This is a genomic window from Cohnella algarum (assembly GCF_016937515.1).
GTDB lineage: Bacteria > Bacillota > Bacilli > Paenibacillales > Paenibacillaceae > Cohnella > Cohnella algarum.
Genome location: NZ_JAFHKM010000002.1, coordinates 6,141,632 through 6,156,844, shown reverse-complemented (window position 1 = coordinate 6,156,844; position 15,213 = coordinate 6,141,632). Strand labels below are relative to the sequence as shown.

Annotated in this window: 14 protein-coding genes; 11 read left to right on the top strand and 3 right to left on the bottom strand. The window is 57.7% G+C overall.

The window, feature by feature from the left end:
• Window positions 1-53: 53 nt before the first annotated feature.
• The 6 genes from JW799_RS27930 to sufB all read left to right on the top strand — a co-directional run bounded on the left by JW799_RS27930 (window position 54) and on the right by sufB (window position 6,047).
• Window positions 54-623, top strand: coding sequence for a DUF1802 family protein (locus JW799_RS27930; RefSeq protein WP_080836846.1), 570 nt, complete (start codon window positions 54-56; stop codon window positions 621-623).
• A 211-nt stretch (window positions 624-834) separates the two neighbouring features.
• Window positions 835-1,614 carry a Fe-S cluster assembly ATPase SufC gene (sufC, locus tag JW799_RS27925; RefSeq protein ID WP_080836847.1) on the top strand — a complete coding sequence of 260 codons (780 nt, stop codon included), beginning with the start codon at window positions 835-837 and terminating at the stop codon, window positions 1,612-1,614.
• Between the two features lie 23 nt (window positions 1,615-1,637).
• Entirely contained in the window at window positions 1,638-2,942 is a 1,305-nt protein-coding gene (gene sufD, locus JW799_RS27920) for a Fe-S cluster assembly protein SufD (protein ID WP_080836848.1), read from the top strand.
• Window positions 2,943-4,166: a cysteine desulfurase gene (locus tag JW799_RS27915; protein ID WP_080836850.1), complete on the top strand. Its 1,224-nt coding sequence runs from the start codon at window positions 2,943-2,945 to the stop codon at window positions 4,164-4,166.
• Window positions 4,156-4,602, top strand: a complete 447-nt coding sequence (sufU, locus tag JW799_RS27910) for a Fe-S cluster assembly sulfur transfer protein SufU (protein ID WP_080836852.1) — start codon at window positions 4,156-4,158, stop codon at window positions 4,600-4,602. The genes JW799_RS27915 and sufU overlap by 11 nt, the downstream gene beginning before the upstream one ends.
• 47 nt (window positions 4,603-4,649) lie before the next feature.
• Complete coding sequence (sufB, locus tag JW799_RS27905) at window positions 4,650-6,047, top strand: Fe-S cluster assembly protein SufB (protein ID WP_080836853.1); 1,398 nt, start codon at window positions 4,650-4,652, stop codon at window positions 6,045-6,047.
• A gap of 101 nt (window positions 6,048-6,148) precedes the next feature.
• Here sufB and JW799_RS27900 read toward each other — a convergent pair whose 3' ends face one another.
• From JW799_RS27900 to JW799_RS27890, 3 genes are all read right to left on the bottom strand, one after another.
• Window positions 6,149-7,000, bottom strand: coding sequence for an ATP-dependent DNA ligase (locus JW799_RS27900; protein ID WP_080836855.1), 852 nt, complete (start codon window positions 6,998-7,000; stop codon window positions 6,149-6,151).
• 104 nt (window positions 7,001-7,104) lie between these two features.
• The gene (locus JW799_RS27895; protein ID WP_205432727.1) at window positions 7,105-7,416 is read right to left on the bottom strand and encodes a hypothetical protein; all 312 of its coding nucleotides are present in this window, start codon (window positions 7,414-7,416) and stop codon (window positions 7,105-7,107) included.
• A 301-nt stretch (window positions 7,417-7,717) separates the two neighbouring features.
• Window positions 7,718-8,491, bottom strand: coding sequence for a molybdenum cofactor biosynthesis protein (locus JW799_RS27890; RefSeq protein ID WP_080836858.1), 774 nt, complete (start codon window positions 8,489-8,491; stop codon window positions 7,718-7,720).
• Between the two features lie 126 nt (window positions 8,492-8,617).
• Between JW799_RS27890 and moaA the strand changes: the two genes are divergently transcribed.
• The 5 genes from moaA (at window position 8,618) to JW799_RS27865 (ending at window position 15,108) form a co-directional block, all read left to right on the top strand.
• Window positions 8,618-9,619 (top strand): GTP 3',8-cyclase MoaA, encoded by a 1,002-nt coding sequence (gene moaA / locus JW799_RS27885; protein ID WP_080836860.1) that lies wholly within the window; start codon window positions 8,618-8,620, stop codon window positions 9,617-9,619.
• Entirely contained in the window at window positions 9,609-11,090 is a 1,482-nt protein-coding gene (locus JW799_RS27880) for a bifunctional metallophosphatase/5'-nucleotidase (protein WP_240353437.1), read from the top strand. Before moaA ends, JW799_RS27880 begins: the two co-directional genes overlap by 11 nt.
• A 214-nt stretch (window positions 11,091-11,304) precedes the next feature.
• Window positions 11,305-12,408, top strand: a complete 1,104-nt coding sequence (locus tag JW799_RS27875) for an HD-GYP domain-containing protein (RefSeq protein WP_205432725.1) — start codon at window positions 11,305-11,307, stop codon at window positions 12,406-12,408.
• Between the two features lie 124 nt (window positions 12,409-12,532).
• Entirely contained in the window at window positions 12,533-13,687 is a 1,155-nt protein-coding gene (gene yfkAB, locus JW799_RS27870; RefSeq protein WP_080836863.1) for a radical SAM/CxCxxxxC motif protein YfkAB, read from the top strand.
• A 38-nt stretch (window positions 13,688-13,725) separates the two neighbouring features.
• Window positions 13,726-15,108, top strand: a complete 1,383-nt coding sequence (locus JW799_RS27865) for a hemolysin family protein (protein ID WP_205432724.1) — start codon at window positions 13,726-13,728, stop codon at window positions 15,106-15,108.
• Window positions 15,109-15,213 lie beyond the last annotated feature (105 nt).

Here is a 15,213-nt window from a genome sequence, read left to right as displayed (position 1 = left end):
AAATGTGTTATAATGGAAGCTGCACGAAAAACAGCACAGAAAGGAACGACTCCATGGAACGACCGATTGCGCTCAGGGAATGGGCCGTCGCCGTGCGCGCGCTGGAGGAAGGCCGGCAGGCGATCGTGCTGCGCAAGGGAGGAATTGCCGAGGAGACGAAGGAGTTCCGGCTGGAAAGCCCGGAATTTTATCTTTTTCCTTCCTATGAACATCAGCGCCCCGAACTGGTAAAGCCGGAATTCCGGGATGCGGTCGAAGCGACGCGCGCGGAAGCGGCCGCGAACCCCGGAAGGGTTCGGTTGACCTCCTACGCCGAGGCGGCGGAGGATTACGAAGTGACGGACGCAAAGACGCTGGAACGGCTGAATGAGCTGCACATATGGACGGCAGACTATGCGGAGGAACGGCTGAAGTGGAAAAAAACGAAGCCGCTGCACGTGCTGCTGCTGCGAGTTTTCAAGTTCGACGAACCGATCGAAATCCCCGAAAGCGACAGCTACGGCGGCTGCAAGTCGTGGCTGCGCCTGGAGGAAGAGATCGCGCAACGGACGCGCAAGCCGGTTTTGGACGATCGGCAATTCGCGAACCAAGCGGAGCTTCTGTCGCGCGCTGTTCGGGGCTGAGCGACGGATCTTGCCGCATTCCGGGTTTATTCCGCAAAAAGCGGGCAGGCCCGGTTTGCTTTTTTCATCGCCTTTTCATAAAATGGTGGTTGAGAATCATTGAGAATCAAATTAAAATAATTATAAATAAGGATCGGCAGCAGGTGGCATGGCTGGAAGCGAAGCGGTCAACCGCAGCTTGTCGCATCTGAATTCTGGAGGGAATCGCACAATGTCCAGCTTGTTCGAAATCCGTGGTCTGAAATCGACCATTGAAGGCAAAGAAATTTTGAAAGGTCTCGACCTGAGCATTCAAGGCGGGGAAGTTCACGCCATCATGGGACCGAACGGCACCGGCAAAAGCACGCTCGCTTCCTCTATTATGGGACACCCCAAATACGAAGTGACCGAAGGCGAAGTGTTTCTCGAAGGCGAAGACGTTCTGGAAATGGCGGTGGACGAGCGCGCCCGCGCCGGCCTGTTCCTCGCGATGCAATATCCGAGCGAAATTACCGGCGTGACGAATTCCGACTTCCTGCGCAGCGCGATCAACGCCCGCCGCGAGGAAGGCAGCGAGATTTCGCTGATCAAGTTCATCCGTCTGATGGAAGGCAAAATGAAAGAGCTGGAAATGAATCCCGAGTTCATGCACCGTTATTTGAACGAAGGTTTTTCCGGCGGCGAGAAGAAGCGGAATGAAATTTTGCAAATGATGATGCTTGAGCCCAAGCTCGTTATTCTGGACGAAATCGACTCGGGTCTTGACATCGACGCGCTGAAAATCGTTGCCGCGGGCGTCAACGCGATGCGTACGGCGGAGCGCAGCTTCCTGATCATCACGCACTATCAGCGTTTGCTTAACTACATCAAGCCGGATTTCGTGCACGTCATGATGCAAGGCCGCATCGTGAAGTCGGGCGGGCCGGAATTGGCCGAGCGTCTGGAAGCCGAAGGCTACGACTGGGTCAAAGAAGAGCTGGGAATCGTCGACGAGACGGTTGGCCAAGCGTAAGAGGATAAGGGAGGCTAGCAATCATGAGTACACCGACCACCTCTTTCGGCCGCGAGGCGGCAGCCGCTCTCGCCCGCAGCAAGAACGAGCCGGCATGGCTCGTCGCCTGGAGGGAAGAAGCGGGGCAATGGGCGACGGAGCTTGAGCTTCCGAAACCGGAGAAAACGCCGATCCAGCGGTGGAGCCTGGATTCGCACGGCGCCTATCGGCCGGGCAATCCCGTGGCCGACTTCTCGCAACTGCCGAAAGCAATCGCGGATCTGCTTCCGGAGCAAATGCCGGAAGCGTTGATCGTTCAGCATAATTCTTCCGTCGTGTATACGCGTCTGTCCGAAGAGCTCAAGGCGAAGGGCGTCGTGCTTTCCAGCCTGGAAGAAGCCGCGAAGACGCACGAAGAGATCGTCGGCAAGCATCTGATGACCGCGTACAAGCGCGACGAACACAAATTGGCGGCGCAGCACGGCGCGCTGTGGAACGGCGGGGTGTTTCTGTACGTTCCCCGGAACGTGGAGATCGACAGTCCGATCCAGGCGCTTGTTTACGCGGACGACGCGGAAGCGACGCTCGCTCCGCATATTTTGATCGTGGCCGACGCGAACAGCCGGGTCTCGTTCGTGGAACAGCTGTTCAGTTCGCTCGGCGAGGCTTCGGGCACGCTGCTTCATAACGGAGCGGTCGAAGTGTTCGCCAAGGGGGGCGCGAATGTCCGTTACGCGGCTGTGCATCATATGGAACAGGCGGCGATCGACGTGTCTTACCGGCGCGCGGTCGTGGATAACGACGCCCGCATCGAATGGATCGTAGGCGATTTGCACAGCGGCAACACGCTGACGGATACGAAGTCGATCCTGCAAGGGAACGGCTCTTCTTCGGACGCCAAGATCATTACCGTGGGCACGGGAAATCAGCGGATGAGCGTCACGACGCAGGCGGTTCACTTCGGCCGCTCCTCCGAAAGCGACATGATTACCCGCGCGGTCATGAAAGACGAAGCGACGGCGATTATCAACGGCATTACGAAAATCGAGAAAGCCGCCACGAAAGCGAACGGGCAGCAAACGGAAAAAGTGCTCATGCTCAGCCCGAAGGCGCGCGGAGACGCGAATCCGATTTTGCTGATCGACGAAGACGACGTCAAAGCCGGCCACGCGGCAAGCGTAGGCCAGGTCAATCCGGAGCAGGTGTACTACCTGATGTCCCGCGGCATCTCCAAGCAGGAGGCGGAACGGCTGATCATCCATGGGTTCCTCGATCCGGTCGTTTCGGAAATCCCGCTCGAAGGGCTGCGTGAAGACCTCCACCGGATTCTGGAAAGGAAGCTGGGCTAAATGGACGTTAACGCGCTTAAAGCCGAATTCCCGATCTTGCACCAAAACGTGAACGATCATCCGCTCGTGTATCTCGACAATGCGGCCACCTCGCAAAAGCCCCGCAGCGTCATCGAAGCGGTGAAACGTTATTACGAATGGGATAACGCCAACGTTCACCGGGGCGTCCATACGCTCGGTTCCCGGGCGACGGACGCTTACGAAGGAGCGCGGGAAAAGGTCGCCCGATTTCTGAACGCCGCTTCCGCGCGCGAAATCATTTTCAATCGCGGAACGACGGCGGGCCTCAACCTTGTCGCCTCCGGCTACGCCCGGCAGACGCTCAAGGAAGGCGACGAAATCGTCATCACCCCGATGGAGCATCACAGCAACCTCATTCCGTGGCAGCAGGCGGCCAAGGCGACGGGCGCGACGCTCAAATATATTCCGCTCCAGCCGGACGGCACGATTTCGCTCGCGGACGTGGAAAGCACGATAACCGCGCGCACGAAGATCGTTTCCGTCACGTACGTTTCGAACGTGCTGGGTACGGTCAATCCGATCGCCAAAATCGCCGAGATCGCCCACCGGAACGGAGCCGTGATCGTCGTCGACGGCGCCCAAAGCGCGCCTCATCTGAAGGTTGACGTTCGGGCGCTCGATGTTGATTTTTATGCGTTTTCCGGCCATAAAATGTGCGCCCCGACCGGAATCGGCGCGCTTTACGGAAAGGCGCAACTGCTGGAGCGGATGGAGCCGGTGGAATACGGCGGGGAAATGATCGATTTCGTCGACCTTTACGAATCGACGTGGAAGGAGCTTCCGTGGAAATTCGAAGGCGGGACTCCGATCATCGCCGGGGCGGTCGGACTCGGGGCGGCGATCGATTTTCTCGAGTCGGTCGGGCTGGACGCCATCGACAAGCACGAAAAGCAGTTGACCCGCTATGCGATCGAGCGGCTTTCCGCCATCGACGGCATTTCGATCTACGGGCCTCGCGAGGAACGCGCGGGACTCGTTACGTTTAATCTTGGCGACATTCATCCCCATGACGTTGCGACCGTATTGGATACGGAAGGCATCGCCATCCGGGCCGGACACCATTGCTGCCAGCCGCTGATGCGCTGGCTCGAAGTCAGCGCGACGGCAAGGGCGAGCTTTTACCTGTACAATACCGAACAGGATGTCGACCGTCTGGCCGACGCTCTGGTCAAAACAAAGGAGTTTTTCGGCTATGAACCTTGACGACCTGTATCGCCGCGTCATCATGGATCATTATAAAAATCCCCGCAACCGCGGAACGATGGACGACGAGTCCGTCACGGTGAACCTTAACAATCCGACTTGCGGGGACCGCATCAGCTTGCAAATGCAAATCGAGGACGGGATCGTGCGCAACGCCCGTTTTACCGGAGAAGGCTGCTCGATCAGCATGTCGTCGGCTTCGATGATGACTGAAGCGGTCAAAGGGCGGACGACGGCCGAGGCGCTGGAGCTGGCCGAGAAGTTCTCGTCCCTGATGAAAGGCGAAGAAGTCGATTTCGGGGACGACGAGGAGATCGAGGCGCTGTCCGGAGTGAACAAATTCCCGGCCCGCATCAAATGCGCGACGCTGGCCTGGAACGCTTTGCGCAAAGGCGTCGAGCACGGACAGGGCCGGCACGAGGGTATAGAAGAATAAGGCATGCTCGTTTTCAATAACCATTTTTAACAAGGAGGTTGATCGTCATGGCGAAACAAATGCCCGAGTTGGAAGATTACAAGTACGGGTTCCGCGACGAGCATAAAGCGGTGTTCGAATCCGGCAAAGGGCTGACCCCCGAAGTCGTCCGCACGATTTCGGAAATCAAGGGCGAACCGGAATGGATGCTGAACTTCCGCCTCAAGTCGCTGGAGCAGTTCAACAAGATGGCGCTTCCGCGCTGGGGCGGCGATTTGGACGATCTCGATTTCAACGATATTCAATACTACGTAAGACCTTCCGAAAAGCAAGGGAAAACCTGGGAGGAAGTGCCGGAAGAAATCAAGGCGACGTTCGACAAGCTGGGCATCCCGGAAGCCGAACAGAAATTCCTCGCCGGCGTGTCCGCTCAGTACGAGTCCGAGGTCGTCTACCACTCGATGCAGGAAGATCTCGAAAAGCAGGGCGTTATTTTCACGGATACGGATACCGCGCTGCGCGAGCATCCGGAAATTTTCAAGGAATATTTCGGCACCGTCGTTCCGGCCGCCGACAATAAGTTCGCCGCGCTGAACAGCGCGGTATGGTCGGGCGGCAGCTTCATTTACGTCCCGAAAGGCGTCAAATGCGAAATTCCGCTGCAGGCGTACTTCCGGATCAACTCCGAAAACATGGGCCAGTTCGAACGCACGCTGATCATCGCCGACGAAGGCAGCTTCGTTCACTACGTCGAAGGCTGCACGGCGCCGATCTACAGCACGAACTCGCTGCACAGCGCCGTCGTCGAGATCATCGCGAAGAAGGACGCGCGCGTCCGTTACACGACGATCCAAAACTGGGCGCCGAACATTTACAACCTCGTCACGAAGCGCGCCGTCGCCGAAGAGAACGCGACGATGGAATGGGTCGACGGCAACATCGGCTCCAAGCTGACGATGAAATACCCGGCCGTCATTCTGAAAGGCCGCGGCGCCAAAGGCATGGTGCTCTCCATCGCCGTAGCAGGCAAAGGCCAGCACCAGGATGCGGGCGCGAAGATGATCCACCTGGCGCCGGAAACGACGTCGACGATCGTCTCCAAGTCGATTTCCAAGCACGGCGGCAAAGTCACCTACCGCGGTTTGGCGTCGTTCGGACGCAACGCGGAAGGCGCGAAGTCGAACATCAAATGCGACACGCTCATCCTCGACAACCAGTCGACGAGCGACACGATTCCGTACAACGAAATCCTGAACGACAACGTGACGCTGGAGCACGAAGCGACCGTTTCCAAGGTATCCGAGGACCAGCTCTTCTACCTGATGAGCCGCGGCCTTTCGGAAGCGGAAGCGACGCAGATGATCGTCATGGGCTTCATTGAGCCGTTCACAAAGGAGCTGCCGATGGAGTACGCGGTCGAAATGAACCGCCTGATCAAGTTCGAAATGGAAGGCAGCATCGGGTAAGCCTGAACAAACGCAAAAAAACGATCCGCGGATTTGTGCCGCGGATCGTTTTTTTTGCGTAAAGGGCCGTGATCTCCGTCAGAGCGCCGGCGCCGCGCCGGTTATCCGGCAAACCGCACGAACTCCGGCGAGACCGGCTTTCCGGCCGCGTTTCGGTGCCGAAACCGGACGACGGCTTGCAGGACGGGCCGAACGTAAACGTAGTCCCGGTCCTCTCCCGTGCGAATCGCTTTGGACACCCCGTAAAACGCTTGGCGAAACGGAGGCTGGATGCCGAGCTCGATGACGCCCGCGTCCCGGCCGTTCTCCTGCGCCAGCCAGCCGAACTGGTTTTTGCGGTAGCCGACGATGGATACCGTGGCATATTTGTAATTGATAATTTTAAGCCAATTCCGGCCGTTCTCGCTGTCATAGAGGCTTTCTTTTCGCTTCGCCACGATGCCTTCCAGATCGATGCTTCGAATCGCCTCGAACAAAGCCGTCCCGGCTCCGTCGACGGTCGGGATGCGGCCAAAGAACCGGTTCTCCCCGAGCACCTCCGATAGCAGCGCTTTGCGCTCCGTAAGCGGCCATGCGCGCACGTCTTCGCCCTTGTAGCGCAAAATATCGAACACGAAGTAACGGACCGGCCTTCCTACGGAAGCTTCGCGAATGCTCATCGGTTTTTTCATTCGGAGTCGTTTCACGATTTCTTCCAGCTCGACCATGCCCGTGTCCGGATTGATCGAGGCGACTTCTCCGTCCAATACCGTATCCGTGCCGTCGTCGATCGGGACGAAATGGAGCTCGGGGTATTGGCGAGTCACATCGAACCGGTTGCGCGTATAGAGCTTGACCATCCGGTTTTCCATCGATAAGATAAGCCGCCGGCCGTCGATTTTCGGCTCGAACAAGTAACGGTCGTCGTCGAAAGGCCGTTCGCACGGTTCAAGCGGCATCGGGGGAATAAACATACCTGTACACCATCCGTATATCGCGATAATATATCGATTGTAGCACTCCGAACAACGGCGCGGGTCAGGTAAATCTTTGAAAGCGGCAGCTTCGGATTTCGACTTCAGGTTCGTTCCGAGACTTCGGCAAAAACCTCGTCCAAATACCGAACGGATACTTCCTCCGCTTCGGTTCGTAGTTCAAGGCCTTGAATTTGGCTTCGCAGCGTCCGATACAGCCCGATGGTCGCCTGAAGCGCTTTATAGCAGCTGGCGGTATGATGGCGCGGAACGGTTTCGGCGAGCTCGCGGGCGTACGCGGCCGCCAGCGTTTCGAGTTTGCGCACGCCTCTCGGCATCTGCCCCGCGGCCCGCGCCATCAAAGGCCCGAGGACGGCTCCGCGCATGTAGGCGAGATGATCGATCAGCTCGTACAACTCCCCGCGTCCCAGCTTGGCGGCGCCGTAATGGACCCAAACCCAGAACCGGTCCTCGATCCACTGAGGATCGAGCTGCGGCGGGGAGGGCTCGGTTAGACGGAGCGCCTGCGAGGCTGCCTCGTCCCGCTCCCAAAGGACGAGGGGATTTTCGATCCGGTCCGTCTTCCTTTAATGTCGATACGGCGCCCTCGATAAAACGGTCAAAAATCGGAAGCGTCAAAGCCTTTCACTCCTCATGATAGGACCCGCAAAAGCGGGTATTACGCCAACTTAACACGAAGGTCCGCAACCGTCAATCCTAAAATCCGTTCGCGGGCGGCTCGGCCGGCTCCGGCCGGGCCAGCGGATTCCACGGTCCCGTTTGGTGCCCTTTCCACTCCGTGCCGTCCTCGTACACTTCTTTTTTCCAGATGGGGACCGTCTGCTTAAGCCTCTCGATCGCAAATCGGCTCGCTTCATAGCCATGCGCGCGGTGCGGGGAAGAGACGGCGATGACGACGCTTGCTTCGCCGATGCCGACCGGACCGATGCGATGGTGAATCGCGCAAAGCGTTCCCGGCCAGCGCTCGCCGATTTCGTCGCCGATCCGCCGCATTTCCCGGACGGCCATCGGCACGTAAGCCTCGTATTCGAGCAGCACCGTTCGCTGGCCGGCGGTCCATTCCCGGGTCGTGCCGACAAACACGACAGAAGCGCCGTGATCGGGATGGGCGACGAGGGACAAAACCGCGTCGGGTTCCAGCTTGTCCTGCAGGATCGCATATCGCTCCGACGTTCGGGCGACGTCCGACTCATCCCGAGAACCGGCATCCTCTCCTCCCGACACGGGAGGAAGCAGAGCCAATTCGTCTTCCGACGTTATCCTCGCGTCGTCCGCGGCAAACTCCTGGTTGCGTGCCATAAACGAAATCGCGACGAGATCGGCGTGATCGGGATATTTCTCGCTGATCGTTCGTTTCAGATCCCTGACCGTCATTTCGGAAGTTTCGGATTCCAGAATCAGCATTCTTGCATCGAATCGTTCGGCAAGGCCGGCGAACAAGGAAACGCGCCAGCGAATTGATTGTTCCATGTCAGTCATCCTTCCGTTCGGCGATAGATCATCCTTTGCTCAAGCATACCATAACGCCCCGGAAAATGTTATGCTAGGAATAATGGCGAGAACTATTGCAGGATGGAAGTCTGGAGGGATGGACGGATGTCTGATTTGATCGACCGGTTTGGAAGAAAACATACGTATTTGCGGATATCCGTCACGGACCGGTGCAATTTGCGATGCCTGTACTGCATGCCGGAGGAAGGCATGCAGTTTATGAACCAGGACCGGCTGCTGACTTACCCTCAGATTGCCGAAATCGTATCGACGGCGGCCCGAATGGGGATATCCAAGCTTCGGATCACGGGAGGCGAGCCGCTCGTTCGGCCCAACCTTCACGAGTTGATCGGCGAGCTGTCGGCGATTCCCGGCATCGAGGAGATTGCGTTGACGACCAACGGCATGCTGCTCGCGCCGCAAGCGCAAAAGCTGAAGGAAGCCGGCCTCAGCCGCGTCAATATCAGCTTGGATACGATGGACGCTTCGCGGTTTCGATTCATCGCCCGCCGGGGAGAATTGAAACGAGTCGTCGAAGGCATCGAGGCCGCGGGAAAAGCGGGACTCGCCCCGATCAAGCTGAACTGCGTCCTGCTTAAAGGCATCAACGAGGACGAGATCGGGTCTTTTTTGCGGTTAAGCTACGAACAGCCGCTTCACGTGCGGTTTATCGAATATATGCCGATCGGCCATGACGATGCGAACTGGCGAAATTCCTACTTGCCGCTCACCCGCGTTCTGGAGGAAGCGGAACGACTCGGGTTCAAGCTTCAGGCCGAGCCGGCTCCCGTCGGAAGCGGCCCGTCGGAAAATTGGCGGATCGAAGGAGGAGCGGGCTCTTTCGGTCTGATTCATCCGATCAGCGATCATTTTTGCAAAAGCTGCAATCGGCTGAGACTGACGGCGGACGGGCATATTAAGCCTTGCCTATACTGGATGGACGAACTGAACGTGCGGGAAGCGCTCGGCTCGAGCGAGGCGATGGAGGCTTTGTTCAGGCGGGCGATGCAGATCAAGCCGGAAAATCACGAAATGGCTGCGCTGCTTGCGGGTGAGGCGCAGTCGCACGTGCCTACGGAAAGACGGATGTCGCAAATTGGCGGCTGACGGGCTTGGGCTGGGAGGGAGAACGATCGAACGGGATGCGAAGGTTACGCTGATTCACACGAACGATCTTCACAGCCACCTGGAAGAGGCTGCGAGGATCGCTTCCTATATAAAAGAAATTCGCGGCCGAATCGAGCCGGATCGGCTCCTGCTGATCGATTGCGGCGACTATTTGGACCGCGTTCGCCCGGAGACGGAAGGCACGAACGGGGCCGTCAATCGGGCGCTGCTCGAGCGGCTGGGCTACGACGCGGTGACGCTCGGCAACAACGAGGGCATTACGTGGACCCGGGAGCAGTTGGACGGCATGTTCGACTCGGCTCCGTTTCCGGTCGTGTGCGCGAATTTGAAATGGGCCGAAACCGGGAGCGAGCCCTCCTGGATGATCCCGTTCATGCTCGCGGAGAAGGACGGCCTGAAAATCGGCCTGCTCGGCCTTACGGCCGCTTTTAACGATTATTACCGGCTATTGGGCTGGGAGGCGGACGATCCGATCGAAACGGCCGCCCGCCTCGTGCCCGAACTGCGAAAGCGGGCGGATGTCGTCGTCGTCATCTCCCATCTCGGTTTATGGATGGACGAACGACTCGCCGCGGCCGTCGACGGAATCGATCTCATCCTGGGCTCCCACACGCACCATTTGCTGGAAACGCCGCTCACGATCGGCCGAACGACGGTATGCGCGGCAGGCAAGTTCGGGTTCCACATCGGGATCGTTCAAATCGAGAAAAACGCAGCGACGGGACAGATCGGCATTCGGGGGCGCTGCATCCCGACCGCCGACCTTCCGCCCGATTCCGATGCGGAAGCGATCGTTCGGTCGTTTCGCGAGCAGGCGGATGCGGCCATGAACGGCGTTGTCGCCCATCTCGCCCGCCCGCTTCCGTCCGATCCTGCCCGCGAGAATCCGCTCGGCACGCTGCTTGCCGCCGCGCTCCGCAAGTCGACCGGGGCGGAAATCGGCTTGACCAACGCCGGGCAATTGCTCGAGGGCCTGTCGGCGGGTGCGGTAACGAAAGGCGACATTCACCGCATCTGTCCCTCGCCGATCAATCCGTGCCTCATCATGCTGAGAGGCGACGCTTTGCGCCGGGCGCTCGAGGAAAGCCTGCTGCCGGAATTTATCGATCTTCGGTTTCAAGGCTTCGGCTTCCGCGGCAAGCAGCTCGGCACGCTTTGCTTCGACGGGATGGAGGTGTACGCGGATCAAACGCGGCCGCCTTACGAGCGGGTGGGCGAGGTGCTCGTAGGCGGAATTCCGTTGGAGGACGGGCGCGAGTACGCCGTGGGTACGCTGGATATGTTTACGTTCGGAGTCGGCTACAAAGGGCTGAAGGAAGGCCGCGTGGTGCGTTATTTTCTTCCGGAATTCATTAGGGACCTTTTGAGCGACGCGCTTAACGACGCGGATGCGCTCGCCGACTGCAACGCGCCGCGCTGGCACCTGAAAACGGAACAGGGCGCTTCATAACCGAAAACCTCGGACGCAAGCCGGCGGGAATCGTCGTTTTCGTGCCTCCGCAGGGAGAAAACCGGACTTTGCCGATGGGCAAGGCCCGGTTTTTTAATCAAAACTATACAATTTTCGACATAGCTCTTGCCGTCTTTTCTGAAATCTCTTACATTAAAATGAGTTAAAAGATTTGGACTGGAAACGCAACGAATGGAAGGAGGAGAATTGAAGAATGCGCATGATGCCGATCACGCTTTGCAGACCCGGCATGAAGCTGGGCAAGAAAATCTACTCAGACGAAGGCATCGTGCTGTTGGCGGAAGAAGTCGAATTGACGGAAACTCTGATTCGGAAATTGGCTCAGAATGGAATAAATTACCTGTACATACAAGATCCGAAAACGGAAGGCATCGAAATTCCCGACCTGTTGAACGAGGAGACGCAAAAACAGGCGCTGTCGACGATTCGGAACGTTTTTCGCGATTATATCGATCAACCCGGCCGGCGAAACGTCGGCATGTATCCGTATATCGGGCGCAACGTCCGCAATGTGATGCAATCGGTGCTGGACGATTTGATGCGCAACAAAGACGCGATGATCATGCTGATGAATTTGCATACGGTGGACCATTACTTGTACATGCACTCCTTGAACGTGTGCGTGTATTCGACGCTGCTCGGCATCGCGCACGGGTATAACACGGACGAGCTGTTCACGCTCGGGGTAGGCGCTCTCCTGCACGACGTCGGCAAGACGCAAATTTCGATGCAGGTGCTGCTGAAACCGGGAAAGCTGTCTGACGCAGAATACGAGGAAATGAAGCGTCATACCGAACGGGGATTTTATTTGCTCAAGGACGAGCTGAACATTTCGCTTATTGCGGCCCATTGCGCGTTTCAGCATCACGAACGGATGAACGGAACGGGTTATCCTCGCGGATTGAAGGGCGAAGAAATCCACGATTACGCGAAATGGATCGGCATTGTCGACTCGTTCGACGCCATGACGACGAACCGGGTTTACAAACAGGCGATGCTGCCGCATCAGGCGGTGGAGTCGCTGTTTTCGGGAAGCGGCACGTTGTACGATACGGAGAAGCTGTGCGTTTTCCGCGACAAGGTGGCGATCTATCCGGTCGGCATGACCGTACAGCTGAGCACCGGCGAAACGGCGGTCGTGGTGGACATTAACTCGGCCAGCATGCAGCGTCCGGTCGTCCGGGTCGTGGCGAACGAGGCGGGAGAAGAGCTCAAGGCGCCTTACGATCTCGACCTGTCCAAGCAGTTGTCCGTGATGATTACAAAAGTAAATCCGGGCCCTATCGAAGTGAATTGATTCGGAAGGGACGGCGTTTTTCGGCCCTTGGAAGCGATCCGTTCCGGGGGCTTTGTTTGCTTTCCGAAACACTGACCGCTAAAATATACATGAAATGAATCGTTACGACAGGAGTTTTATGAATATGCATGGCTTTCCAGCCCAGGCAGCGCCGGCTCCGTTCGCGCCGCCTTCTCATTTTTTGCCGATTTCGCCCCAGTACGATCCGTGGGATCCGATTCGCTCGCTGCAGCGGCACGGCCGCCATGTGCTGACGAGCGTAGAGTTTACGGCCACCCACTTATGCAACATGCGCTGCGAGCATTGCGCGGTCGGCGACAGCCTGACCATGACCGAACTGCCGCATTTGCCGCTCGATCTGATCTTTCGCAGGCTTGACGAAGCGGAGCACTTGGAGACGATCAGTCTCACCGGAGGAGAGCCGACCTTCCGCAAGGAGACGGTCGACAACATCCTGCTGCCGCTGCTCAAATATGCCCGCTCGCGCGGCATCCGATCGCAATTGAATTCCAACGTGACGCTGGATTACGAGCGGTACGAGCGAATCGCTCCCTATCTCGACGTGATGCACATATCGTTCAACTACACCGCCGCGGAAGATTTTCACCGGGTCGGCTTTGCGCGTTCCGGCCGCAAGGTCGGAGCCGACGCTTCCTCCAGAATGTACGAGCGAATGATGGAGAACGCGCGCAAGCTTGCGGAGGGCGGCTTGTTCGTATCCGCGGAATCGATGATCAACTTCCGAACGCACGACAAGATGAACGAAATCCATCGGCTGATCGTCGAAATGGGTTGTCTTCGCCACGAAGTGCATCCGATGTACCCGAGCTCTTTCGCAAGCAATCTTCCGGTCATCTCGAAGGAACAAATGATGGAGACGATCTCGGGACTGCTTGATGTCCGCGACCCCGGCATCTGGATGCTGTTCGGCACGCTGCCCTTTTACGCCTGCAGCGACGACGCTAAGGAACGGGCGCTGCTGCGCCGGCTTCGCGAAGAGCCCAACGTAACCGTCCGCAACGATCCGGACGGCCGAAACCGCGTCAACGTCAATTTATTTACCGGCGACGTATACGTCACCGATTTCGCTTCGATTCCTTCCTTCGGCAACGTGCGGACCGAGAAACTCGATGCCGTCTTCGACCGCTGGCAAGCCCACCGACTGCAAAGGGAAGTCAACTGTCACTGCCCGGCGGCCGGCTGCTGCGGCCCTAACTTGCTCGTGCGCGATATGTATTACCGGGGAGTCGATTTTACGAAACGCGCTGCCCGGGTGTAAATCGGGCCCGATTCGGTGCGATCATAAAGTTTCAATTCATGGAAGAGAGCGGGATTTCATTGGAGAATACCGATTTTTTATGGGGGTCTATCGTCTGGAATCTGGTTATCGTGGCGTTTTTGGTGTTCCTTAACGGTTTTTTCGTCGCCGCGGAATTCTCCCTTGTCAAGGTGCGGCAATCCCGGTTGACTCAATTGGTCAATGAAGGCAACCTGAAAGCCCGATACGCTCTGAAAGTCAACCGCAAGCTGGATGCCTACCTGTCCGCGACCCAGCTTGGCATCACCCTGGCTTCCCTCGGGCTCGGCTGGACCGGCGAACCCGCGATCGCCGAGCTCATCGTTGAGCCGCTGCTCTACCAACTCCATGTGACGAACGAAGCGGTCATCCATACCGTATCCGGCATTTTCGCGTTTATCGTCATCACGTTCGCGCATATCGTGCTCGGGGAGTTGGCGCCGAAGTCGCTCGCGATTCAAAAGTCGGAGGGCGTATCGCTTTGGCTCTCCTGGCCGCTTTTGATGTTTTACAGGCTGTTCATGCCCGTGATCTGGGTGCTGAACGGCGCGGCCAACAGCCTGCTGCGCTTGTTCGGCGTCCGGCCGGCCAGCGAGCACGAAGCGGCCCATACCGAAGAAGAAATCCGGATTTTGATGAACGAAAGCGCAAAAAGCGGCATTATCGACAAAGAGGAAATGACGCTGTTCGACAACGTCTTCGAATTCGCCGACCGCGTCGCTCGCGAAATCATGCTTCCGCGGACCGATATGGATTGCATGTTTATCAACCAGCCCTTCCGCGAAAATTTGAAGCTGGCTTATGCCGCCCGCCATACCCGGTATCCCGTCGCCATCGAAGACAAGGATCAGATCATCGGGTTCGTGCATATCGCCGATTTGTTCACGGCGGATCCCGACGAAGAACACGATTTGCGGGAGTTTTTGCGCCCGATTTTGAGCGTGCCGGAGTCGATGGAAATCAGCAAAGTGCTCAAGTTGATGCAGAAGCGCAAGTCGCAGCTCGCGGTCGTCATCGACGAATACGGCGGTACGGCGGGGATGCTGACCGCCGAAACGATTCTCGAGGAAATCGTCGGCGAAATCCACGACGAATTCGACGACGAGCCGCCGAGCGTTCTCGTGCGCGGGGAGATCACTTCCGTCGAGGGACGGATGCTGATCGAAGACGTCAACGATATGTTCGGGATCGAAATCGAGGACGACGAGGTGGATTCGATCGGCGGCTGGCTGTTCAAAACGCTCGAGGGCAACATCGCGAAAGGCCGGAAAATCGAGTTTTCCGGATACATGTTCGAAGTGTCGCAGACGAAAGGCCATCGCGTCCAACGCGTTCACATTTACAAGCGGAGAACGGGCGCACTCGAAAAAATCGCGCCGGATCCGGCGCAGGAGCCGAAATAGAGGGGATTTTAGCGATAACTGCCGCATGTTGCGGCAGTTTTTGTTTTTTCGCTAACGGGACTTTATTTTCGCCGGACGGGCAAGTCGAATGGGCTATGATCATAT